Origin of the sequence: Tabrizicola aquatica, from assembly GCF_002900975.1 — a bacterium.
GTDB lineage: Bacteria > Pseudomonadota > Alphaproteobacteria > Rhodobacterales > Rhodobacteraceae > Tabrizicola > Tabrizicola aquatica.
Genome location: NZ_PJON01000001.1, coordinates 1,115,388 through 1,137,211, shown reverse-complemented (window position 1 = coordinate 1,137,211; position 21,824 = coordinate 1,115,388). Strand labels below are relative to the sequence as shown.

Genomic DNA, 21,824 nt, shown 5'->3' with positions numbered 1-21,824 from the left:
CATGGCGGTGGGGGTCATCGTGCTGACGGCTGCCCTGGGCGGGGCTTTCCTGTGGTACACGGCCGAGCGCGCCTTTTATGAACCCGTGGCCTTCACCCCCGGCGCGGAAATCCGGCTGGTCCCGCTGACCGGCGACCAGCCCGAGGCGATCCTGGCCGAGGGGGTCGAGGGGATCGACGCCGCCAGCTCTCCGATCAAGTTCCGCGCCTGTTTCACCACGCCCCTGTCGCTGGCGATGCTGACCGAGACCTACCGTGGCTATGAGGGGGCCGAGCCCCTGGTCGCGCCCTCGGGCTTTGACTGTTTCGACGCCGCCGCCATCGGCCGCGCTTTGGAGACGGGCGAGGCGCTGGCCTTCCTGTCGGAACCGAACATCACCTATGGTATCGACCGCGTGGTTGCCGTGACCGGCGACGGGCGCGGCTATGCCTGGCACCAGATCAACAATTGCGGCGTCGAGGTCTTTGCCGGCCGCCCCGCCCCCGAAGGCTGCCCGCCCCCCGAAGGACAGAACTGATGCCCGACCTTCTGATCGAACTTTTCTCCGAGGAAATTCCGGCCCGGATGCAGGCGAAGGCCCGCGAGGACCTGAAGAAACTGGTGACCGACGGTCTGGTCGAGGCCGGGCTGACCTATGCCTCTGCCGGGGCGTTCTCGACCCCGCGCCGGCTGGTGCTGTCGGTCGAGGGGCTGACCAGCGAAAGCCGCCCGGTGCGCGAAGAACGCAAGGGCCCTTCAGTATCGGCCCCCGCACAGGCGGTGGAGGGGTTCCTGCGCTCTACCGGCCTGACGCTGGACCAACTGGAGCGGCGGGCGGACAAGAAGGGCGAGACCTTCTATGCCGTCGTGGAAAAGCCCGGCCGGCAGGCGGCCGAGATCGTGGCCGAGGTGCTGGAAGGCGTGATCCGCAGCTTCCCCTGGCCCAAGTCGATGCGCTGGGGCGCGGGCTCCTTGCGCTGGGTGCGGCCGCTGCAGTCGATCCTGTGCCTTCTGTCGGATGAGACCGGCGCGCATGTCGTGCCTCTGACGGTGGACGGGATCGTGGCCGGCAACACGACCGAGGGCCACCGCTTCATGGGCATGGGCCGCTTCACGGTTACGGGCTTTGACGATTATGCGGTGAAGCTGAAGCGCGCGAAGGTGGTCCTGGACAGCGCCGAACGCGAGGCCGCGATCTGGCAGGGCGCGCAGAACCTGGCCTTTGCCGCCGGGATGGAAGTGGTCGCGGACCCCGGCCTTTTGACCGAGGTTGCGGGGCTGGTCGAATGGCCGGTGCCGCTGATGGGGCGGATTGCCGACCAGTTCCTGGCCCTGCCGCCCGAGGTGCTGCAGACTAGCATGAAGGAACACCAGAAGTTCTTTTCGGTGCGGAACCCCAAGACCGGCCGGATCGAGGGCTTTGTCACCGTGGCGAACATCGAGGCCGCGGATGGCGGCGAGGTGATCCTGAAGGGCAACCAGAAGGTCCTGGCCGCGCGCCTGTCGGACGCGAAGTTCTTCTGGGAGAACGACTTGCGGGTCGCCAAAGCCGGGATGGGCGAGTGGGTCGAGGGGCTGAAATCCGTCACCTTCCACAACAAGCTTGGCTCGCAGGCCGACCGGATCGACCGCATCGCCGCCCTGGCGCGCGAGATTGCGCCCTTGGTCGGGGCCGACGCCGATGACGCCGAACGCGCGGCGCGGCTGGCGAAACTGGACCTGCGCAGCGCCATGGTCGGCGAGTTCCCGGAGTTGCAGGGTGTAATGGGCCGGTATTACGCGCTGGAGGCCGGTGAGAAGGCTTCCGTGGCGGATGCCGCGCGGGATCACTGGCGGCCGAAAGGGGAGAGCGACTCGGTTCCGGTGGAGCCAGTGTCGGTCGCCGTGGCGCTGGCCGACAAGATCGACACGCTGACCGGGTTCTGGGCGATTGACGAGAAGCCGACGGGCTCGAAGGACCCGTTTGCCTTGCGCCGCGCGGCGCTGGGGGTGATCCGGTTGGTGTTGGGGAATGGCTACAAGCTGGATCTTCTTCTTCAGCTTTTGAACTCAATCGAACTGCACTACGAAGCGGCCAACCGAGCCGCCCTGCCGGCTCTTGAAGCCAAGATTGAACAAGACAAACGGGTCAAGGAAGCCTTCATCGAACAGGTCAAAAAGCAACTTGGTGATGACGTAGTTGTTACCCACCCCGACGAATTGCGCGACAGGAGCAATCGAATGTTTGCCAGGTACGGCGGTCTTAGTGGTGATCAGTTGCGGCTGACACATGCTAAGCTGTCCGACCTCCTCTCCTTCTTCCACGACCGCCTCAAGGTCTACCTCAAGGACCAGGGCGTCCGGCACGACATCATCGACGCCTGCCTCGCCATGCCGGGGAATGACGACCTGACGCTGCTCGTCAAGCGGGCCACGGCGCTGTCAGAGGTGCTGAAGACCGAGGACGGGGCGAACCTGTTGCAAGGCTTCAAGCGGGCCAACAACATCCTGTCTCAGGCCGAGGCGAAGGATGGCGTCGAATACTCGTTCGGCGCGGACCTCAAGTTTGCGGAAACCGACGAGGAGCGGGCGCTGTTCGCGGCGCTGGACAAGGCCGAGGCGACGATCACCCCCGCGATGCAGGCCGAGGATTTCGGCACCGCGATGGCCGCGATGGCCGCCCTGCGTGCGCCGATCGACGCCTTCTTTACCGCCGTCCAGGTCAACAGCGACAATCAGATCGTCCGGCGCAACCGGCTGAACCTCCTCCACCGCATCCGGGCGGTCTGCTCGGGCGTCGCCGACCTGACGCGGATTGAGGGCTGACCGCCGGCCGCCCTTGACCACGACGGCGGTCGCCAGCGGTTTCCAGACTGCCCAAAGATTCGTCACAGGACTGACATGTCACGCTTGATTGACAGGGCTTTCGGCGTATTCTGCACCTGAACACAAAGGTGCTGCGGTGCAGAAACACGATCCGATTGCCGAGTTCGTCCAGATCACGCCCCCGGCGCAGATCGCGACGGCCAGCCATGGCTGGCGTGCGAAGTGCTTGCAGCGTCTGGTGCGGCTGGACCTGCCGGTGCCAAAGTCCGTCGCCCTGCCCACCGCCACGGTGCGGGCGATTGCGGCCGGGCATGGGGTGGATGCGGCCGGAATCCTGGACCATTTCGGCGACGGCCCGCTGATCAGCGTGCGCCCCAGCCCGGCGAACCCGGATTGGGGCGGTCCGGCGACGATCCTGAACATCGGGATGAACGCCAAGCGCCACGCGCGGCTGGCCGAAACCCATGGCGAACAGGCGGCCGACGCCCTGTATCTGCGCTTTGTCCAGGCCTATGCGATCCATGTCGCGCGGTTGGACCCGGACGTGTTCGACGCGCTGAAGCCGGGACCGGGCGCCCTGCGCGAGGCGCTGCGCGAGTACGAGGTCGAGACCGACGAACCCTTCCCGCAAGAGGCCGCCCGCCAGTTGTCCGAGGTCCTGCGCAGCATGGCGCGGGCCTGGGAGGGGACCTCGGCGCGCCTCTTGCGCCAGGCCAAGGGCGCGCCGGATGAGGCGGCGCTGGGGCTGGTCGTGCAGGAAATGGCGCAGGGGATCGGGCAGGGGATCAGCGGGTCGGGCGTGATCCAGTTCGTCGATCCGGTGACCGGCCAGCGGCAGATCACCGGACGTTACCTGGGGCAAAGCCAGGGTCGCGATGCGCTGAAAACGACCGAGGCTTTGTATCTGACGCGCGACCCGCGCGGCCCCTCGCTGGAGGATGTGGCGCCCGAGGTTTTTGCCAGCCTGGTCGACTATGGCGCGATCTGCCGTGCCCGCCTGCGCGAGGAGATGCAGGTCGAGTTCACCGTCGAGGACGGCCGCCTGGCGGTGCTGGATGCGGTGAAGGTGCAACGCTCGGCCCGGGCGGGGTTGCGGATCGCGGTTGCGCTGGCCGAGGACGGGATCATCCCGCGCGACGAGGCGATCCTGCGGGTCGAACCCCGGGCGCTCTCGGAACTTCTGCACCACCAGGTCGATCCGCGCGGGGCGCGCGACGTGGTGGCGCGGGGGATTGCGGCCTCGCCCGGGGCGGCGACGGGGATTCTGGTGTTCTCGTCCTCTGCCGCGCAGGCGGCAGCGGCGCGGGGCGAGCCTTGCGTGCTGGTGCGGCGCGAAACCTCGCCCGAGGATATCCGGGGGATGCATTCGGCCGCGGCCGTGCTGACGGAACGCGGCGGCATGACCAGCCACGCGGCGGTGATCGCGCGCGGGCTGGGCCTGCCTTGCGTGGTCGGCGCCAGCGACATGCGGCTGGACGCGCGCGACAAGAAGCTGACGGCGGCGGATGGCCGGGTGTTCCGCGAGGGTGACCTGGTGACGCTGGACGGCTCCAAGGGTGAGGCGCTGGCGGGCGCGGCCGAGATGCTGCCCCCGGCGCTGGACGACAGTTTCCGCCGCCTCCTGTCCTGGGCCGACGAGGTGCGCGACATCGGGGTGCGCGCGAATGCCGACACGCCGGCGGATGCCGAGACTGCCCGCAAGTTCGAGGCCGAGGGGATCGGCCTGTGCCGGACCGAGCATATGTTCTTTGACGAGGACCGGCTGATCGTCATGCGCGAGATGATCTTCGCCGACACGCCGGGCGACCGGGCGGCGGCGCTGGCGCGGCTTTTGCCGATGCAGCGGGCGGATTTCGTGCAACTCTTTGAAATCATGCAGGGCCTGCCAGTCTGCATCCGGCTCTTCGACCCGCCCTTGCACGAATTCCTGCCGCAGGACCGCGAGGGTCTGCGCGATCTGGCCGAGGCGCTGGACCGTCCCCTCTCCGAGGTGACGCGGCGGGCCGAGGCGCTGACCGAGGTGAACCCGATGCTGGGGATGCGCGGCGTCCGGCTGGGGGTGGTGCTGCCGGAAATCTATGACATGCAGGCGCAGGCGATCTTCGAGGCGACGCTGGAATCGGCCCGCCGAGGCGCCCCGGTCGTGCCCGAGATCATGATCCCGCTGGTCAGCGCCCGGCGCGAGGTGGAACTGGTCAAGACCCGGATCGACGCGCTGGCGGCGATGGTGCGGACCAAGGCGGGGGCCAGCTTTGACTATAAGCTGGGCGTGATGGTCGAAACCCCGCGCGCGGCCCTGCGGGCAGGCGAGATCGCGCAGCACGCGGCTTTCCTCTCCTTTGGCACCAATGACCTGACCCAGATGACCTATGGCCTTAGCCGCGACGATGCCGGCCGGTTCATGAACACCTATGTCCGCCAGGGCGTTTTCCCCGAGGACCCGTTCCATATCCTGGACGTCGACGGGGTGGGCGAACTTTTGCACATTGGTGCCGAACGCGGCCGGATGACCCGCAAGGACCTGACATTGTCCATCTGCGGTGAACATGGCGGCAACCCGGAGTCGATTGAGTTCTGCCGGCGCGAGGGCTTTGACTATGTCAGCTGCTCGCCCTACCGCGTGCCGATGGCGCGGCTGGCGGCGGCGCATCTGGCGTTGCGCGATCGGCGGAATTCGATATAATCCAAGGGCTTGTAACCCTTTGTTAACATGAATCCCCCGATTTTAGGCGAGATTTCGCCGACTTCGGGCTGAAAACCGTTGCATTCCAGCAACAGTGGTGGACCCCCAAGCCGCATCCTCCTACCTAGCGACCCGCTTGCAAGGCGGGGGTCACTTCCGCCGTTTCGGAAACAACGACGGAAGAGCAGAATGAAACTGTATCCCCTGGCGCGTGTGGTTGCGCCCCTGTTGCTCGCCGCCCTGTCGGCCATGCCCGTCGCTGCGGATGGCCGGGTGGCCGACATGCGCACCCCGCTGATCGAACGGCTTCCCGCCCCCGACTTTACGGCCGCGCTGCCCGCCACCGCCCAGACCGAGGGGTTGACGCAGGACTGGCTGACCGCCCAACCCGCGCCCGAAGGCGATGCGGAATGGCAATGCCTGACCGAGGCGCTGTATTTCGAAGCGCGCGGCGAAAGCCTGGACGGGCAGATCGCCGTGGCCGAGGTGATCCTGAACCGCAAGGACAGCGGGCTTTATCCCGGCACCGTCTGCGGCGTGGTCAAGCAGCGCGGGGGTGGGGGCTGCCAGTTCTCCTATGTCTGCGACGGCAAGAAGAAGATGCGGGAACGCGATGCCGCCGACCTGGCAGGCCGGATCGCCCGCGCCATGCTGGACGGCGCGCCGCGCCTTCTGACCGATGGGGCCACCCATTTCCACACCCGCCATGTCCGGCCCGGCTGGTCGAAGCGTTTCGCCCATACCACCTCGATCGGGGCGCATCTGTTTTACCGCCAACCCAGCCCGCGCGGGTGATGTCGCCAATGGCGGCATCCGCGACGCCTTCTCGCTTGGCCCGGCCGTCCCAGATGCTATGACGGGGCCGAACTTGCGGAGGCGCCCATGACCATGTCCGATATCGAGCTTGCCTTCGCCCACCCCGAGGATCGGTCCGAAGCTTCGGCCGGGGCCGCCCCGCGTGACCGGATTTCCCTGCGCGACCATGTGGTCGAGGCCGATATCGGCGCCTTCCAGAAAGAACGTGGCCACAAGCAACGCCTGCGCTTCAACGTGGCGGTCGAGGTGCGCCCTGTCACCGAACCCCTGGAGGATGACGTTGACCGCATCCTTTCCTACGACCGGATCACCGAGGCGATTGCGGCCGAACTGGCGGCGGAACGGCTGAACCTGCTGGAAACGCTGGCCGAGCGCGTGGCCGAGCGCATCCTGGCCGAGCCCGCCGCGATGCGCGCCTTCATCCGCATCGAGAAGCTGGACATCGGCCCCTATGCCCTGGGGGTCGAGATCGTCCGCTCGCGCGCCGAGGTTCCGGTTCAGCGCGTCGGTGCCGAGGGGGACGAGGCGGTGCATCCGCTGGTGGTCTACCTGGACAACGCCACGATTGCGGCCCCCGATCTGTCGGCCCGGCTGGATGCCCTGTTGACCCGCGGGCTGCCGCTGATCCTGACCGTGGGTCTGCCCGACTTTCCGCGCCCTGCGACCGGCCACAAGCCGACCCAGCGCCGGATCGACCTTCTGGCGATGGAGCAGAATGCCTGGACGCTGGCCGCCCGCGACCCGCGCTGCGTCGTCGTCGCCACCCGGACCGAGATCGACTGGGCGATCAAGCGCGGCCAGTCCGTGGTCTGGGCGCCGTCGAAACTGGTGCTGGACGCGGTGGACGGGCCGCAAGGCACCGCCCCGGTCACTCTGGCGCTGTGGCTGGCCGAGATGATGTCGGCCACGGCCCTGATCGTTCACGGCGAGGTTACGGTCCCGGCAGGAAGCCGCGTGCCGGTCGAAAAGGGCCAAGACTTCCCCCTTGCCAAGTGACAGGGCATCGGCCAATCGGGGGCCATGGAATACTTCAGACCGATCGCAATGACCGATGCCGCCCGCCCGGACGGCGCTTTCTCTCTTGCCGGTGGCTGGTGCTGGTTTGACCGGGTTCAGGTTCTGTCCCGCGCCGCCGCCCCGCGGCTGATCGCGGCCCGTGACCTGCCCGAGATCGTGCTGCACCGCCTGACCGCCCCGCGCCCCGACTTCGCCAGCCTGTCGATGGACCGGCCACGGCTGATGGGGATCGTCAATACGACGCCGGACAGTTTCTCGGACGGCGGCCGCTACCTGTCTCAGGCGGCCGCGGTGGACCATGCGCGGCTGGTCGCGCGGTCGGCGGAACTGGTGGATATCGGCGGCGAAAGCACGCGGCCCGGCGCGGCCGAAGTGCCGGTGGCCGAGGAAATCGCCCGCACCGCCCCGGTGATCGAGGCGCTGCGCGCCGGGGGCATGCGCGCGCCGATCTCGGTCGACACGCGCAAGTCTCTGGTGGCGACCGCAGCGCTGAAGGCGGGGGCCTCGGTGGTCAACGATGTCTCGGGCCTGGATTTCGACCCCTCGCTGGGCAAGGTCGTGGCCAAGGCGCGGGTGCCGATGGTCCTGATGCATGCCCAGGGCCTGCCCGAGACGATGCAGGACGCGCCCCAATATGGCGACGTGCTGCTGGATGTCTATGACGCGCTGGCCGAGCGCCTCGCCCGGGCCGAGGCTATGGGGATCGCCCGCGAAGATATCGCCATCGATCCCGGCATCGGTTTTGGCAAGACCATGGCGCACAACCTGGTGCTGCTGCGCGGGCTGTCCTTGTTCCATGGGCTGGGCTGTCCGCTGCTGGTCGGTACGTCCCGCAAGCGGTTCATCGGCTCGATCGGGCGGGCCGAGACGGCCGAAGAACGGATGCCGGGATCGGTTGCCGTCGCGCTGTCGGGGATCGCGCAAGGGGTGCAGATCACCCGGGTGCATGACGTGGCCGAGACGCGGCAGGCGCTGCGGCTGTGGCAGGCGCTGCATACCGACCATCTGGAGGGACAGGCATGAGCCGCAAGCTGTTCGGGACTGACGGGGTGCGCGGCCGGGCCAATACCTGGCCGATGACCGCCGAGATGGCGCTGAAACTGGGCGCGGCCGCCGGGCGGCACTTCCGGCGCGACGGCTCTTCGGGGCATCGGGTGGTGATCGGCAAGGATACGCGACTGTCGGGCTATATGCTGGAGAACGCGCTGACGGCGGGTCTGACCTCGACGGGGATGAACGTGCTGCTCCTTGGCCCGGTGCCGACGCCGGCGGTGGGGTATCTGACGCGATCGATGCGGGCGGATGTGGGGGTGATGATCTCGGCCAGCCACAACCCGCACCAGGACAACGGGATCAAGTTCTTCGGCCCGGACGGGTTCAAGCTGTCGGACGCCGCCGAGGCCGAGATCGAGGCGCTGGTCGAGGGCGAGATTGCGCCGGCCCAGCCGCAAAACATCGGTCGCGCTAAGCGGATCGAGGACGGGCGGGGCCGGTATCAGGAGTTCGTCAAGACGAGCTTTCCGACCGGCCTGCGGCTGGACGGGCTGAAGGTGGTGATCGACTGCGCCAACGGGGCGGCCTATCGCGCGGCCCCCGAGGTGCTGTGGGAGTTGGGGGCCGAGGTGATCCCTATCGGCGTGGCTCCGAACGGGACCAACATCAACGACCGCTGCGGGTCCACCCACACCGAGACGGCGGCCGAGGCGGTGGTGGCCCACGGCGCGCATGTGGGCATCAGTCTGGACGGGGATGCGGATCGGGTGATGATCCTGGACGAGACCGGCCGTGTGGCGGACGGCGACCAGATCATGGCGCTGCTGGCGGCCCGCTGGGCCGAGGAGGGGCGGCTGCAGGGCGGGGCGCTGGTGGCGACCGTGATGTCCAACCTGGGGCTGGAGCGGTTCCTGGAAGGCCGGGGGCTGCGGCTGGAGCGGACCTCGGTGGGCGACCGCTACGTCGTCGAACGGATGCGCGAGGGCGGGTTCAACCTGGGGGGGGAGCAGTCGGGGCATATCGTGATGACCGACTATGCGACGACCGGGGACGGGCTGATCGCGGGCCTGCAGTTCCTGGCCGAGATGGTGCGGACCGGGCGGCCGGCGAGCGAGCTGACCCGGTCCTTCGACACGGTCCCGCAGCTTTTGAAGAACGTCCGGTTCAGTGCCGAGGCCCGGCCGCTGGAGGTCGCGGCGGTGCAGGCGGTGATCCGCGCAAGTGAGGAGCGGATCGCCGGGCGGGGGCGCATCCTGATCCGCAAATCCGGGACCGAGCCCCTGATCCGGGTGATGGCCGAATGTGAGGACGAGGGTCTGCTGATCCAGGTCGTCGACGAGATCGTTGGCGCGGTCGAGGCGGCTGTCTGACCACAGTGTCCACGGTGGTCACTTTCTGATTGCCTATTATAAACAGATAGATGCCGGTTCGCGTTAACCTGGCCTTAACCCGGACGCGCTGCCCCTTGGGTCAGGGTTTCCGCTCTGGCGCCCAGGGGCTGGCGCGGGCAGTCTGGCGGCAGGCAAAAGCTTGTGAGGTCGGGATGCGGAGTGCGGTCATCGGTGCGGGACTTCTGGTGGGGGGGCTTGCGGGGCTTTGTGGCTCGGCCCTGTTGGCCGAAGGTATGCGCGTCGCGGGGCGCGAGATCACCGTCACCGACGATGGCATGGGCAGCGCGGCCCTGGTCGTGGATGGGGCGGTGCTGCATGAAAACGGCGTCATCTACATGGACGACGCGCCGCAGGTGGTGGACGGCGTCACGGTTCTGACCGGCGCGGCGGGGGCGGGCGGCAATGCCTGCAATGCGGCGCCCGTGGTGCTGGCCCTGCCCGAAAGCGGCCCGCCCGAATTCTGGGGGCCGGTCGAAAGCTGCGCCTATTTCACCCCTCGGGTTGACGGCGGGCGGATTGTCTTTGCCGCGGACGCCCTGCCGGGCACGCCGGGCGAGACCTGGGTCTGGACACCCGGCGCGGGCTTTGCGCCCGGCCCGGCGGTCGGCTTTGCCTCGAATGGTGGTTGGGAGGGCTTTGACAGCCTGGCCGGGGCGCATCCGGTGGATGCTCTGGCGCTAATCCCGGTGCTGGACCGGCTGCAAGCGGGGCTGGGCGCGGAGTTCCCGGATTATGCCCGGCTGATCGGTGGCATTGGTGCGGGGAATCTGACGTCAGAGGGCTATCTGGGCAGCGCCTGCGACAAGCCGACCTGCGACACCGATTGGGCGATCCTGTATCTGCACCGCGAGACGCAGGGCGTCTTTGCGATCTGGCAGACCTATGACGACGCCTCTCCGCAGATCTGGCCGGTCGACCGCAGCCTTTGGCCGCCTGAGGCGCTGGCCCTGGTCGACTGGAGCACGCCATGAGCCGGGCGCGGATCGCGCTGGCGGCGGCGCTATTGGCCAGTGCGGCGGGGGCTGAGGGCCGCGACGAAACCTATTCGGCCGGGGATCAGCAGATCTGGATCGAGTATATCGACCCGATCGAAATCATGTGGGTCGGCCCGAACCTTTACGAACGCACGCAGGTCCTGTCGGGCGATGACATCGAGATCGAGACTTTCGCGACCGATGATCTTGGCGTCGGGCTTCTGGGCGTGCCGGCGGTGGTGACGCGGATGCATGCAACGCACAGCTGCGAGACCGGTACGCCTTTGGCCTATCATGTGATCACGCTTGGCCCGTTGCTGGCGACCGACGGTCCGCTGACGACCTGTGTCGAACTGGTGGTTTCGGTCACGAATGACATGATCCTGCTGGAAGAGGACCCGATGCGGCAGTCTGGCGAGGATGGCGAGGCCTGGGTCTGGAGGCCGGGCGAGGGGTTCAGCCAGTAGTGTCTGGCGGGGGCGCTCGTCGATGACTTCGTCACTCCTCGCTTGGCACCTCTGGGACACGCCGGCGTTTGGGGGCCGACGAGAAGACGAAGTCGCACGAGGAGGGGGCGGCGCGCGGTCGGGAACCATCCGGGCCACGGTCGGGTTGACCCTGCAACCGGTGCCAATGTGGCACCCTTTGCATGGAGTCCGACGATGTTCGAAGAAATGATTCCGCTGCTTGCGCTTTTCACCCTGCTGGCCGTGATCGTGCTGGCCTTGGTCAGCAAGGAGCGCACCATTGACCGCAAGCGCGACCCGAATGCGCCGGTGTCCTCGCTGGCGAAGGATGGCAAATACGGCGGCGTGGCCTTCCTGCGGCCCCTGGCGGCCCGGGTGATCGATCCGCGCGACCCGCTGGCCCGTCCGGTGCTGCGGTTGAACGAGGTCCAGGAGGACCGGGTCAACCGCGCCCTGTACTAGGGCCGTTCGGGCTGCCAGCCATCGTCGCACGAGACGGAGCGGAAGCGGTAGCGGCAGGTGACAAGACTGTCATCGGGCAGGCGGTACACGCTGCTATAGCCGAAATGGATTCCTTGACCGCCCACCAGCGCCGCCTCGCCCGGCGCCGCCGCTCGGATCGGTGTCTGGGTGAGGATACGCTCGTCCCCGCGGGTCAGGGCAAGAATCGGGCGGGTTCCAAGCTCGGTCAGGGCCAGGGCCGAGCCGAGGTTGGTCAGGGCGAACCACAGGATCGCCAGGACGATAAGGGCGACGGGAATCCACTTGCGCATGGTTGAAAAAGGGCGCCCGAAGGCGCCCTTTCCGTCTTAGTTGCGGGCCTTGTCGACCATCTTGCCCTTGGAGATCCAGGGCATCATGGCGCGCAGCTTTTCACCGACCTGTTCGATCTGGTGTTCGTCGTTGATCCGGCGGGTCGCCTTGAAGAACGGCTGGCCGACGGCGTTTTCCTGCATGAAGTCGCGGACGAACTTGCCGGTCTGGATGTCGGTGAGAACCGCTTTCATCCGGGCCTTGGTCTCGTCATAGGGCAGGATGCGCGGGCCGGAGACGTATTCGCCGTATTCCGCGGTGTTCGAGATCGAGTAGTTCATGTTCGCGATGCCGCCTTCGTAGATCAGGTCCACGATCAGCTTCACTTCGTGCAGGCACTCGAAATAGGCCATCTCGGGCTCGTAGCCGGCCTCGACCAGGGTCTCGAAGCCCATGCGGATCAGCTCGACAAGGCCGCCGCAGAGGACTGCCTGCTCGCCGAAGAGGTCGGTTTCGCATTCCTGGCGGAAGTTGGTCTCGATGATGCCGGACCGACCGCCACCGATCGCGGAGCAGTAGGAGAGGCCGATTTCCATCGCCTTGCCGGTCGCGTCCTGATGGACGGCCACGAGGCAGGGCACGCCGCCGCCCTTGGTGTATTCGCCGCGCACGGTGTGGCCGGGGCCCTTGGGGGCCATCATGATGACGTCGACGCCCTTTTTCGGCTCGATCAGGCCGAAGTGGACGTTCAGGCCATGGGCGAAGGCAATCGCAGCGCCCTCACGCAGGTTGTCGTGGACGTATTGCTTGTAGGTCGCGGCCTGGAGTTCATCGGGCATGGTGAACATGATCAGGTCGCACCAGGCGGCGGCCTCGGCGATGCCCATGACCTTCAGGCCTTCGGCTTCGGCTTTCTTGGCCGAGGGCGAGCCTTCGCGCAGCGCGACGACCAGGTTCTTCGCGCCCGAATCGCGCAGGTTCAGCGCATGGGCGTGGCCCTGGGAGCCGTAGCCCAGGATCGCGACCTTCTTGTCCTTGATCAGGTTCACATCGCAGTCGCGGTCGTAGTAAACGCGCATTTGGCGTCCTCCTTGATGTTGATGGTGGGAAAGTAGGGGTTTCTGCCCGTCTTATCGTGCATTCTTTGACGCGATACGAGTTTTCTGCGAAAACTCATTCCTGATTTGAGTAGTATCCGAGAAAATCATGCAGATCGACGATACCGACCGGCGTATCCTGCGCAACTGGCTGGCCGAGCCGGGGCTGGACCGCGCGGCTTTGGCCGAGCGGGCGGGGGTGACCCCAGCGACGCTGTGGCGCCGGCTGGACCGGCTGCGCACGGCGGGCGTGATCCGGTCCGAGGGCGCGGTGATCGACTGGCGCGCGCTGGGGTATGCGGTCGAGGTCAGCTTGCGCTTTACGCTGGACAAGACCAACCCCCGCGCCTTCGACGAGTTCATCGCAGCCGCGCGGCAGGTGCCCGAGGTGCTGGCGATCGAGACCTTCCTGGGCCGCGTGGACGTGCGCCTGAATGTCATCGCGCGGGACATGGGCCACTGGACCGGCATCTACCGCGACCGCATCCTGACCCTGCCGCATATCGCCGAGGTCGAGGCGCTGATGCTGGTCGCCACAATCAAGGAAACCGGGGGGCTGCCGCTTTGATCGACCTTGATGATACGGACCGGGCGATCTTGCGGGCGCTTGCGGGCGAGGGGACGCTGTCGGCGGGGGAGTTGGGGCGGCGGCTGGGCCTGTCGCAACCCGCGGCCTGGCGGCGGGTGCGGCGGCTGGAGGAGGCAGGGGTGCTGAAGGGCCTTGCTGTGGAGGTTGACCGCGAGAAGTTGGGGTTCGGGGTGACGGTGTTTCTTGGGGTGAAGCTGGCCACCAAGGGCCGGGTGAGCCTGGAGGACTTTGAGCGCGCGGTGCAGGCGATCCCGGAGGTGCAGGTGGTGCAGCATGTCCTGGGCCTGTTCGATTACCGCTTGCGCGTGGTGGCGCGGGACATCGCGGATTTCGAACGGGTCCTGCGGCGGCGGATCATGACGCTGCCGGGGGTGGGGAACGTCGAGGCGAACGTGCTGCTGACCGAAGAGCGCCGGCCGGGCCCCTTGGGGTAGGGATCGTAAGGTGGGGTTCAACCCCACCCTACGGGCTGGCAGAGCGGGACGGCAGGCGCTAGGCTTCGCTGCAAAGAGGGAGGATTACATGAACTTGCCGCATGCGCATATCGACCCGGACGGGTTGCAGGAATTCTCGGTCGTCTTCACCGACCGCTCGCTGAACCATATGTCCGCCCGCTTCCAGGGGGTGATGCGCGATGTCTCGGGGATGCTGAAGGAGGTCTACAAGGGGTCGGCCGTGGCGCTGATCCCGGGCGGCGGGTCCTATGCGATGGAAGCGGTGGCACGGCAGTTCGGCAAGGGCCGGGTGCTGATCGTCCGCAACGGCTGGTTCAGCTATCGCTGGACGCAGATCTTCGAGGCGGGAGGGTTCGCCGGCGAGACGACCGTGGTCATGGCCCGGCAGACCGGGAATGACGCCCGCGCCCCCTATGCCCCGCCGCCGATCGAGGAGGTGGTGGCGAAGATTCGCGAGGTGAAGCCCGAGGCGGTGTTTGCGCCGCATGTGGAGACCAGCGCCGGGATCATCCTGCCCGACGACTACATCGCGCAGATGGCGGCGGCAGCGCATGAGGTGGGCGCGCTGATGGTGCTGGACTGCATCGCCAGTGGCTGCATCTGGGTGGATATGGCCGCGACCGGGGTCGATGTGCTGATCAGCGCGCCGCAGAAGGGGTGGTCGGCCTCGCCCAGTGCGGGGGTGGTGGTGCTGTCCCCGGCGGCGGAGGCGCGGCTGGCCGAGACCGCCTCGAACAGCTTTGCGCTGGACCTGAAGAAGTGGCGCGCGATCATGGAGACCTATGAGAAGGGCGGCCACGCCTATCACGCCACCATGCCGACCGACGCGATCCTGGGTTTCCGCGACGCGATGGTCGAGACACAGGCGATGGGCTTCGAGGCGGCGAAGGCCGCGCAATGGGCGCTGGGGCGTGCGGTCCGGGGGCTGCTGGCGGGGCGCGGGGTGGCTTCGGTCGCGGCCGAAGGTTTTCAGGCGCCGGGGGTGGTGGTGAGCTACACCGCCGATCCCGAGATCCAGAACGGCGCGAAGTTCCGGGCGCAGGGTTTGCAGATTGCGGCCGGGGTGCCCCTGCAGGTTGGCGAGGGGCCGGAGTTCAAGACCTTCCGGCTGGGCCTGTTCGGTCTGGACAAGCTGAAGGATGTGGACGCGACCGTCGCGCGGCTGACCCGGGCGCTGGATGCGGTGATCCCGGCATAAAACAAACAGGCCGGAGGGGAGCTCTCCGGCCTGTGCGTTTCGGCAGAGGGACGCGAGATTATTGCGCGCCGAGGATCGCTTCGATGCCCTGAGCAGCGCCAGCGCGGGTGTTCAGGTTCTCGGAGTCGGCGAAGAAGGTCACCAGCTGGGCATACTGCGAGTTGGTCAGGGTCGACAGGTCGGCCGAGGGAACCAGCGTCAGGATCTGCGAAGTGATCGACGAGGGCAGCGCGACCGGGGCCTGCTGGGCCAGGGCGCCAACGGCAGAGAAAGCGACGAGAGCGGAAGCGAGAGCGAAGCGTTTCATGTTGTATTCCTTCGGGTTTGTTTCGTCCTGCCCCACCGTGGGGCGGTGAGGGAGAAATGGGCGATAACCGGGGAAAAGCAAAATCACGGCTTGGTCGCGTGCAATCGCCCTAATGTGAACGCCTGTGCGCCTTGCGGCGGGAACATGGGTGTTTCTTGGGGAAATCCAGGGGCCGGGTCACGCCGGGCATCACATGTTACAGGATTTTCACGCGGCCTTGCGGCGCTGCGGCAAGTCTGTGCAAAAATGCACGAAACTTCAGGCGTCAGCGGCCGTAGCCGTTTTTCCTGTGCCCAGGCCCGCCCGCATCAGGGTCTGCCGCACTGGCCGCGCCGAGTAGAGCAGGTCCAGCGCCCGTGCGCGCAGGTCGCGCAGCGGTTGCGCCCCGGCCATCGAGGCGCGGTTGAGAAGGTCAATCCCGGTGACGCGGGCCTGCACCTCCCAGTGGCGGCGGCGGTGGTAGGCCTCGGTCACGGCTGGCAGGCCGGGGTCCTCGCGGTGCTTCGTCGCCAGGTCCAGGAGGCAGGTGAGGTCGGCCAGCGACATGTTCAGGCCCTGCGCGCCAATCGGCGGGACGACATGCGCGGCCTCGGCCATCAGGACGGCGCGCTGGCCGGACATGCGGTCGGCGATGCGGCTGATGATCGGCCAGACGCTGCGCCGACTGGCCAGGGTCAGCGGCCCGAGGACGCCGGAGGACCGCGTGGTCATCTCGGCCTCGAACTCGAGAACCGGAAGGGCCGACAGGCGGGCGATCTCGTCCCCGCGCTCCATCCAGACGACGGCCGAGGCGGGTTGGCCGTCGCGGTCGGGCAGCGGCACCAGGGTGAAGGGCCCGCCCGAGCGATGCACCTCGGTCGAGACGTTGCCGTGCGTGAGGGGGTGGGTGACGGCGAAAGCCAGCGCCTTCTGGCCGTAGCGGAAGGTGCGGGAGGCGATCCCCAACGCCTCGCGCACGGGCGAGTCGCGGCCGTCGGCCCCGATCACCAGCCGCGCCGAGACGGTGGTTCCGTCGGTAAGGGTCGCCAGCGCCTCGGTCTCGCGCGTCAGAAGGCGGGCGAAGCCGGTGCCGATGCGAAGGGAAACGTTGGGCAGTTCGGCGATGCGGGCCATCATCTCGCGCCGCAACAGCCAGTTGGGCAGGTTCCAGCCGAAGGGCGCGTCCGAGATGTCGGCGGCGTCGAACTCCTTGGTCAGGCGGGCCTCGGTCGTCTCGCCGCCCGCGTCGACGATACGCATGACCTGCAGCGCGGCGGCATGGGGTTCCAGGCGTGCCCAAAGACCGGCGTCGTCCAGCACCCGACGCGACGGCTGCAGAAAGGCGGTGGTCCGCAGGTCGGCCCCTGCATCCTCGGCCTGGGTGACGGGGGCGGTCGGATCGACGCAGATCACACGAAAGCCGGCCGAGCCGAAGGCCGCTGCCGCGGTCAGACCCGCGACGCCGCCGCCGGAAATCAGGATATCGGTGGTTTCGCGCATGATGGGCCCTCCGCTATCCGGTTGTAGGCCGGGGTGCGGGCGGGGGCCAGAGGACAGGTTGTCCTAGGGCAGGGTGACCCAGATCAGAAAGACGAACATCACCGGGACGAAGGCGATTGCGCTGAGGACCAGGGCAGGCAGACCCCAGACCTGGATCGCCAGGATCAGCGCGGTCAGCGCGATGACGATCAGGTAGTAGACCGTGTCGATTTCGCGTTCGACCTCGCGGATGACGCGGCCGACGACGGGCAGGGCGCGGATGAGGCGCGAAGCAGGGCTGCGGAAGGCGGCAAGGGTCTGGGCGGTCACGGGGATATCTCCGAGCAGTTTCGGAGGAGATAGGGGCGGCGCGGCGGAAGGTCAGGGGCTGTGACGCTTCGTCACCCCCGCAGGCGCTGCAGGAAGCCGGCAAGGTCGTCGGTGTGGTGCTGGATATGCGGCGCGGGTTCGGGCGCGGGGGCGACATGGACCGTTCGCATCCCCAGGTCATGCGGCACGGCCAGGTTGCGGGGATCATCCTCGAACATCGCTGCCCGGGCGGGATCAAGGCCGTCGCGGCCAAAGACGGTGGCAAAGGCCCGAGCGTCGGGCTTGGGGTGGAACGCGGCATGCTCGACCCCGTAGATCGCGTCAAACAGGCCCGCAAGCCCGCGTGCCGAAAGGACTTTCTCGGCATAGGGGGCGCAGCCGTTGGTGTAGATGATCTTGCGGCCCGGCAGGTCGGCAATCGCCCCTGCGAGCGCCGGGTCAGAGGTCAGGACCGAGAAGTCGATGTCATGCACCTCGGTCAGATAGGGGCCGGGATCGACGTCATGCTCTCTCATCAGGCCGGCCAGCGTGGTGCCGTAGGTCTGCCAGTAGTAGGCGCGCAAATGGTCGGCGCGTGCCCGGTCGACCTGCAGCGCCTGCATCACCCAGTCGGTCATCTTGACCTCGATCTGGTCAAAAAGGCGCATGTGCGGCGGGTAAAGCGTGTTGTCCAGGTCAAAGACCCAGGTCGTGACGTCGGAGAAAAGCTGCTGGACCATGGCCCGCATCTAGCCCTGCGGGGCTGGTTTGGGAAGGGTTGAAAGCGGGGCTTGGGGCAGGCTAGGGTCCGCAGCGGGAATGAGGGGACCGATCCGGTGCAGAAAGACGCCTATACGCTGATCCTGGAGGCGATCGAGGCCGGGGTTTACAAGCCGGGCGACCGGCTGGTCGAAAGCGAATTGGCCGAGCGGTTGGGCGTCAGCCGTACCCCGGTGCGCGAGGCGTTGCAGCGGCTGGAGACGCAGGCGATGCTGACCCGCGACGGGCGCAGCCTGATCGTCGCCAGCCTGGACCATAACCAGTTGGCCGAGCTTTACGCGGTGCGGACGGAGTTGGAGGGGCTGGCGGCACGGCTGGCGGCCCGCCATGCGACGCCCGAGGAAGTGCGGGTCCTGCGCAGCATGGTGGCCGAGGACCGCGCGCTGCTAGGGGGCGATCCGCGCAATCTGAGCCGGGCGAACAAGCGGTTCCACAAGCAGATCCACCTGGCCAGCCACAACCGCTTTCTGGTGCAGCAGTTGGACCTTGTGCATCGCAGCATGGCGCTGATGGCCAATACCTCGTTTGCGGCCGAGGGTCGCGATGAGGTGGCGCTGGACGAGCATGACCAGATCGTCGCGGCGATCGAGGCGGGGGATGGCGACGCGGCCTATCAGGCGCTGAAGTCGCATATCAGCAAGGCGTTCGAGACGCGGCTGCGGGTCGATGCGGGCGAGTTGAAGCTGCGCTGATCACTTCGCCGCAGGCTGGTCGAATAGGCCGTGCGTGGTCTTGTCCCAATAGAAGGGGCGTGTCGCCAACTCCCACAGCCCCTTGTAGGTGGCCAGCGAGGCGAGCGGGAAGTAGAGCTTCATCGTCGGAATCCACAGAAGGCTGAGGTTCTGGCCGCTGCGTTTGAGGCCGATGATCCCGATGGCAAGGTTCGCCGCCTCGGACAGAATGAACACCGCGACCATGGCCCAAAGGGCAGGCAGGGGCAGGGCGGCCATCAGCGGGTGGTCAAACCCGAAGGGAACCAGCCAGAAGGTCCAGGCGATGGGCGACAGCAGGAATTGCGCGATCGTGCCCAGGAACAGGACCTGCACCCCGAAAAAGCGCCAGGGGCCAAGCTGGCGCCACAGGAGGCGCGGGTCGCGCATGTGGACGGCCCAGGTCATCATGTAGCCTTTGAGCCAGCGCGACCGCTGCTTGATCCAGGGCAGCGCGCGGCAGTTTGCCTCCTCTCCGGTCACCGTCTCGACGAAATCGGTGCGATAGCCGTGCCGGGCCAGACGCAGGCCAAGATCGGCATCCTCGGTCACGTTGTGGGCGTCCCAGGCACCCAATTCTTCCAGGACCGAGCGGCGGAAGAAAAGCGTCGTCCCGCCCAGGGGCACGACCAGGCCAAGGCGAGCGACGCCGGGCAGGATCAGGCGGAACCAGCCGGCATATTCGATGGTGAAACAGCGGCTTAGCCAGTTGGTCGTCGGGTTGTAGTAGTCGAGCATCCCTTGCAGGCAGGCGACTTCCGGCCCTGATCGCTGGAACTGGGCCACGACCTTGGTCAACTGGTCGGGGTCGGGCGCATCCTCGGCGTCGTAGACCCCGACGATGGCCCCGCGGGCATAGACAAGGGCGTGGTTCAGCGCGCGCGGCTTGGTTTTCACGGTACCGCGCGGGACGGAGATGACGCGCATCCAGGGCGGAATTTCGGACGCGGCAAGGGCGGCGCGCGTCATCTGGTCGTCCTCTTCGACCACGAGAAGGACGTCCAACAGCTCCTCGGGGTAGTCGAGACGGGCAAGCCGTGCGACCAGGCGCGGGGCGATGTCGCTTTCGCGGTATAGCGCCACGATGATCGAGATGATCGGGTTGATCCCGCCATCGGCTGGCGCGGCGGGGGCAGGGGGGCGGGCCAGGGATGCGACCATCGCCACGAGCTTCAGCCCGACCAGCAGGAACAGGCTGGCGACGAACAGCGCGAGAAGGCCAAGTGCGAAGCCCATCGGGGCGGTCCAGGCCAGCGCGGCCGCAAGCGCCAGCAGCGCCAGCGTGCGCGGCGAGCGGGTCAGGCGCGGCCAGGAGCGGCAGCTTTCGGACGGCGCGACGCAGGTTTCGGCGGCCCGGGCCAGGGCCGGGCCGGCCTGGGCAAGGATCGCCGCCTCGACCGCGTGGGGTGAGGCGAGCGCCGGGCAAATCGGGCCAAGCCGCGCCTCCAGCCGGGCGCGGAGGCGGGGAAATTCGGCGGGGCGCGAGGTTGCGACAACGGTCACATCGCCCGCCCGGCGCCAGGGGACGAGGCCAAGGCGCAGGCAGTCTGCGGCGCCCATCAGGTCGATCAACCGGGGATCGGGCGGGTCGGCCAGGGGGTCGACCAGGCCCATGCGCCAATTCCGCGCTTCGGCCGCCAGGAGGTCGCGTTCCACGACCAGGCCACGCGCGCGAAGCATGTCGGGCAGACGCCCAGCCTCACGCCCCTTGTGGGCCAGGGCGTTCACCACATCCTCGGACCCGACGACCCCGTCGCGCAGCAGCGCAGCGCCCATCGCAAGCCGCCGGGGCGGGTGCAACGTGGGGTCGGGAAGGCGCTGTGCAAGGCTCATGCCCCGCAGAGTGCGCCCGCCCGGGTTAACAGAGGGTTAAGACCCTTCAGGCCCTGCGGGTTTTCATCGCTTCGGCGAACCGCTCGAAGAGATAGAAGCTGTCCTGCGGGCCGGGTGAGGCCTCGGGGTGGTACTGGACGGAATAGACCGGCTTGCCGTCCACCGCGATGCCGCAGTTGGTGCCGTCGAAGAGCGAGACGTGAGTCTCGCTGACCCCTTTTGGCAGGGTGTCGGCGTCCACGGTGAAGCCGTGGTTCATGCTGGTGATCTCGACCTTGCCGGTGGTCAGGTCCTTCACCGGGTGGTTCGCGCCGTGGTGGCCGTGGTTCATCTTGCGGGTCTTGGCGCCAAGCGCCAGGGCCAGCATCTGGTGGCCAAGGCAGATGCCGAACAAGGGCACGTCTTGGGCCAGGACGCCCTGGATCATCGGCACGGCATAGCTTCCGGTCGCGGCCGGGTCGCCGGGGCCGTTCGAGAGGAACACGCCCTCGGGGTTCAGGGCGAGGACATCCTCGGCCGTGGCAGAGGCGGGCAGGACGGTGACCTCGCAGCCGACGGAGGCCAGGCAGCGCAGGATGTTGCGCTTGGCGCCGTAGTCGATGGCAACGACCCGGAAGCCGGGGCCTTCGCGCCGGGTATAGCCCTCGGGCCAGGCCCAGCGTTTCTCGTCCCAGCGATAGCTTTGCGCGCAGGTCACGTCCTTGGCGAGGTCGAGGCCGACAAGACCCTTCCAGGCGCGGGCCTTCGCGACCAGTTTCTCGATGTCGAACTTGCCTTCTGGGTCATGCGCAAGCGCGACATGCGGCGCACCTTGCAGGCGGATCGCGCGGGTCAGGCGGCGGGTGTCGATCCCGCCGATGCCGATGCGGCCGATCCGGGTCAGCCACTGCGTCAACTCGCCCGTAGCGCGCCAGTTCGAGGGTTCGGTCGGATCCCATTTCACCACCATGCCGGCGGCGGCGGGGGTTGCGGTCTCGTCATCCTCGGGGGTGATGCCGGTGTTGCCGATATGGGGGAAGGTGAAGGTCACCACCTGGCCCGCATAGGAGGGGTCGGTCATGATTTCCTGATAGCCGGTCATGGCGGTGTTGAACACGAGTTCCGCCACCGTTTCCCCGACCGCGCCGAAGCCCTGGCCGAAGAAGAGGGTGCCATCGGCAAGCGCGAGGCAGGCGGTAGGCTTCTGCGGCGCAGGCATGGGCGACTCTCC

Annotated in this window: 22 protein-coding genes; 14 read left to right on the top strand and 8 right to left on the bottom strand. The window is 67.6% G+C overall.

Going from position 1 to position 21,824, the window contains the following annotated elements:
- Nucleotide 1: 1 nt before the first annotated feature.
- The 10 genes from CXR42_RS05540 to CXR42_RS05495 all read left to right on the top strand — a co-directional run bounded on the left by CXR42_RS05540 (nt 2) and on the right by CXR42_RS05495 (nt 11,587).
- Complete coding sequence (locus CXR42_RS05540) at nt 2-517, top strand: DUF6446 family protein (RefSeq protein WP_245875344.1); 516 nt, start codon at nt 2-4, stop codon at nt 515-517.
- Nucleotides 517-2,784: a glycine--tRNA ligase subunit beta gene (gene glyS / locus CXR42_RS05535; RefSeq protein WP_103256452.1), complete on the top strand. Its 2,268-nt coding sequence runs from the start codon at nt 517-519 to the stop codon at nt 2,782-2,784. Before CXR42_RS05540 ends, glyS begins: the two co-directional genes overlap by 1 nt.
- A gap of 136 nt (nt 2,785-2,920) precedes the next feature.
- Nucleotides 2,921-5,467 carry a putative PEP-binding protein gene (locus tag CXR42_RS05530; RefSeq protein WP_103256451.1) on the top strand — a complete coding sequence of 849 codons (2,547 nt, stop codon included), beginning with the start codon at nt 2,921-2,923 and terminating at the stop codon, nt 5,465-5,467.
- A 189-nt stretch (nt 5,468-5,656) separates the two neighbouring features.
- Nucleotides 5,657-6,262: a cell wall hydrolase gene (locus CXR42_RS05525; RefSeq protein ID WP_103256450.1), complete on the top strand. Its 606-nt coding sequence runs from the start codon at nt 5,657-5,659 to the stop codon at nt 6,260-6,262.
- An 87-nt stretch (nt 6,263-6,349) separates the two neighbouring features.
- Complete coding sequence (locus CXR42_RS05520; protein ID WP_103256449.1) at nt 6,350-7,279, top strand: dihydroneopterin aldolase; 930 nt, start codon at nt 6,350-6,352, stop codon at nt 7,277-7,279.
- Between the two features lie 24 nt (nt 7,280-7,303).
- Nucleotides 7,304-8,323: a dihydropteroate synthase gene (gene folP / locus CXR42_RS05515; protein ID WP_103256448.1), complete on the top strand. Its 1,020-nt coding sequence runs from the start codon at nt 7,304-7,306 to the stop codon at nt 8,321-8,323.
- Nucleotides 8,320-9,663, top strand: coding sequence for a phosphoglucosamine mutase (gene glmM / locus CXR42_RS05510; protein WP_103256447.1), 1,344 nt, complete (start codon nt 8,320-8,322; stop codon nt 9,661-9,663). Before folP ends, glmM begins: the two co-directional genes overlap by 4 nt.
- 173 nt (nt 9,664-9,836) lie before the next feature.
- Nucleotides 9,837-10,655 carry a hypothetical protein gene (locus CXR42_RS05505; protein ID WP_146038006.1) on the top strand — a complete coding sequence of 273 codons (819 nt, stop codon included), beginning with the start codon at nt 9,837-9,839 and terminating at the stop codon, nt 10,653-10,655.
- On the top strand, nt 10,652-11,125 hold the full coding sequence (locus CXR42_RS05500) for a hypothetical protein (RefSeq protein WP_103256445.1): 474 nt from the start codon (nt 10,652-10,654) through the stop codon (nt 11,123-11,125). The genes CXR42_RS05505 and CXR42_RS05500 overlap by 4 nt, the downstream gene beginning before the upstream one ends.
- A gap of 195 nt (nt 11,126-11,320) precedes the next feature.
- On the top strand, nt 11,321-11,587 hold the full coding sequence (locus tag CXR42_RS05495; protein WP_103256444.1) for a hypothetical protein: 267 nt from the start codon (nt 11,321-11,323) through the stop codon (nt 11,585-11,587).
- Here the strand turns inward: CXR42_RS05495 and CXR42_RS05490 are convergent.
- Nucleotides 11,584-11,898 (bottom strand): hypothetical protein, encoded by a 315-nt coding sequence (locus CXR42_RS05490; RefSeq protein ID WP_103256443.1) that lies wholly within the window; start codon nt 11,896-11,898, stop codon nt 11,584-11,586. The two genes, CXR42_RS05495 and CXR42_RS05490, sit on opposite strands and share 4 nt — an antisense overlap.
- Nucleotides 11,899-11,934: 36 nt before the next feature.
- Nucleotides 11,935-12,957, bottom strand: coding sequence for a ketol-acid reductoisomerase (ilvC, locus tag CXR42_RS05485; RefSeq protein ID WP_103256442.1), 1,023 nt, complete (start codon nt 12,955-12,957; stop codon nt 11,935-11,937).
- A 127-nt stretch (nt 12,958-13,084) separates the two neighbouring features.
- Between ilvC and CXR42_RS05480 the strand changes: the two genes are divergently transcribed.
- The 3 genes from CXR42_RS05480 (at nt 13,085) to CXR42_RS05470 (ending at nt 15,217) form a co-directional block, all read left to right on the top strand.
- Entirely contained in the window at nt 13,085-13,543 is a 459-nt protein-coding gene (locus CXR42_RS05480; protein WP_103256441.1) for an Lrp/AsnC family transcriptional regulator, read from the top strand.
- A complete protein-coding gene (locus CXR42_RS05475) occupies nt 13,540-13,998 on the top strand; it encodes an Lrp/AsnC family transcriptional regulator (protein WP_103256440.1) in 459 nt (152 codons plus the stop codon). Before CXR42_RS05480 ends, CXR42_RS05475 begins: the two co-directional genes overlap by 4 nt.
- Before the next feature lie 88 nt (nt 13,999-14,086).
- Nucleotides 14,087-15,217, top strand: coding sequence for an aminotransferase class V-fold PLP-dependent enzyme (locus CXR42_RS05470; RefSeq protein WP_103256439.1), 1,131 nt, complete (start codon nt 14,087-14,089; stop codon nt 15,215-15,217).
- A 58-nt stretch (nt 15,218-15,275) separates the two neighbouring features.
- Here CXR42_RS05470 and CXR42_RS05465 read toward each other — a convergent pair whose 3' ends face one another.
- The 4 genes from CXR42_RS05465 to CXR42_RS05450 form a co-directional block, all read right to left on the bottom strand.
- A complete protein-coding gene (locus CXR42_RS05465; RefSeq protein WP_146038005.1) occupies nt 15,276-15,524 on the bottom strand; it encodes a hypothetical protein in 249 nt (82 codons plus the stop codon).
- 258 nt (nt 15,525-15,782) lie between these two features.
- The gene (locus CXR42_RS05460) at nt 15,783-17,006 is read right to left on the bottom strand and encodes a UbiH/UbiF family hydroxylase (RefSeq protein ID WP_103256437.1); all 1,224 of its coding nucleotides are present in this window, start codon (nt 17,004-17,006) and stop codon (nt 15,783-15,785) included.
- Nucleotides 17,007-17,066: 60 nt separating this feature from the next.
- Nucleotides 17,067-17,312, bottom strand: a complete 246-nt coding sequence (locus CXR42_RS05455) for a hypothetical protein (protein WP_103256436.1) — start codon at nt 17,310-17,312, stop codon at nt 17,067-17,069.
- Nucleotides 17,313-17,383: 71 nt separating this feature from the next.
- The gene (locus CXR42_RS05450) at nt 17,384-18,031 is read right to left on the bottom strand and encodes a pyrimidine 5'-nucleotidase (protein ID WP_103257041.1); all 648 of its coding nucleotides are present in this window, start codon (nt 18,029-18,031) and stop codon (nt 17,384-17,386) included.
- Nucleotides 18,032-18,127: 96 nt separating this feature from the next.
- Here CXR42_RS05450 and CXR42_RS05445 point away from each other — a divergent pair, with 96 nt between their 5' ends.
- Nucleotides 18,128-18,763 (top strand): GntR family transcriptional regulator, encoded by a 636-nt coding sequence (locus tag CXR42_RS05445; RefSeq protein ID WP_103256435.1) that lies wholly within the window; start codon nt 18,128-18,130, stop codon nt 18,761-18,763.
- On the opposite strand, the gene CXR42_RS05440 is transcribed toward CXR42_RS05445, so the two are convergent.
- Together CXR42_RS05440 and carA are read right to left on the bottom strand one after the other, a co-directional pair.
- Nucleotides 18,764-20,614 carry a glycosyltransferase gene (locus tag CXR42_RS05440; protein ID WP_180995971.1) on the bottom strand — a complete coding sequence of 617 codons (1,851 nt, stop codon included), beginning with the start codon at nt 20,612-20,614 and terminating at the stop codon, nt 18,764-18,766.
- 46 nt (nt 20,615-20,660) lie between these two features.
- The gene (gene carA, locus CXR42_RS05435) at nt 20,661-21,812 is read right to left on the bottom strand and encodes a glutamine-hydrolyzing carbamoyl-phosphate synthase small subunit (RefSeq protein WP_103256433.1); all 1,152 of its coding nucleotides are present in this window, start codon (nt 21,810-21,812) and stop codon (nt 20,661-20,663) included.
- Nucleotides 21,813-21,824 lie beyond the last annotated feature (12 nt).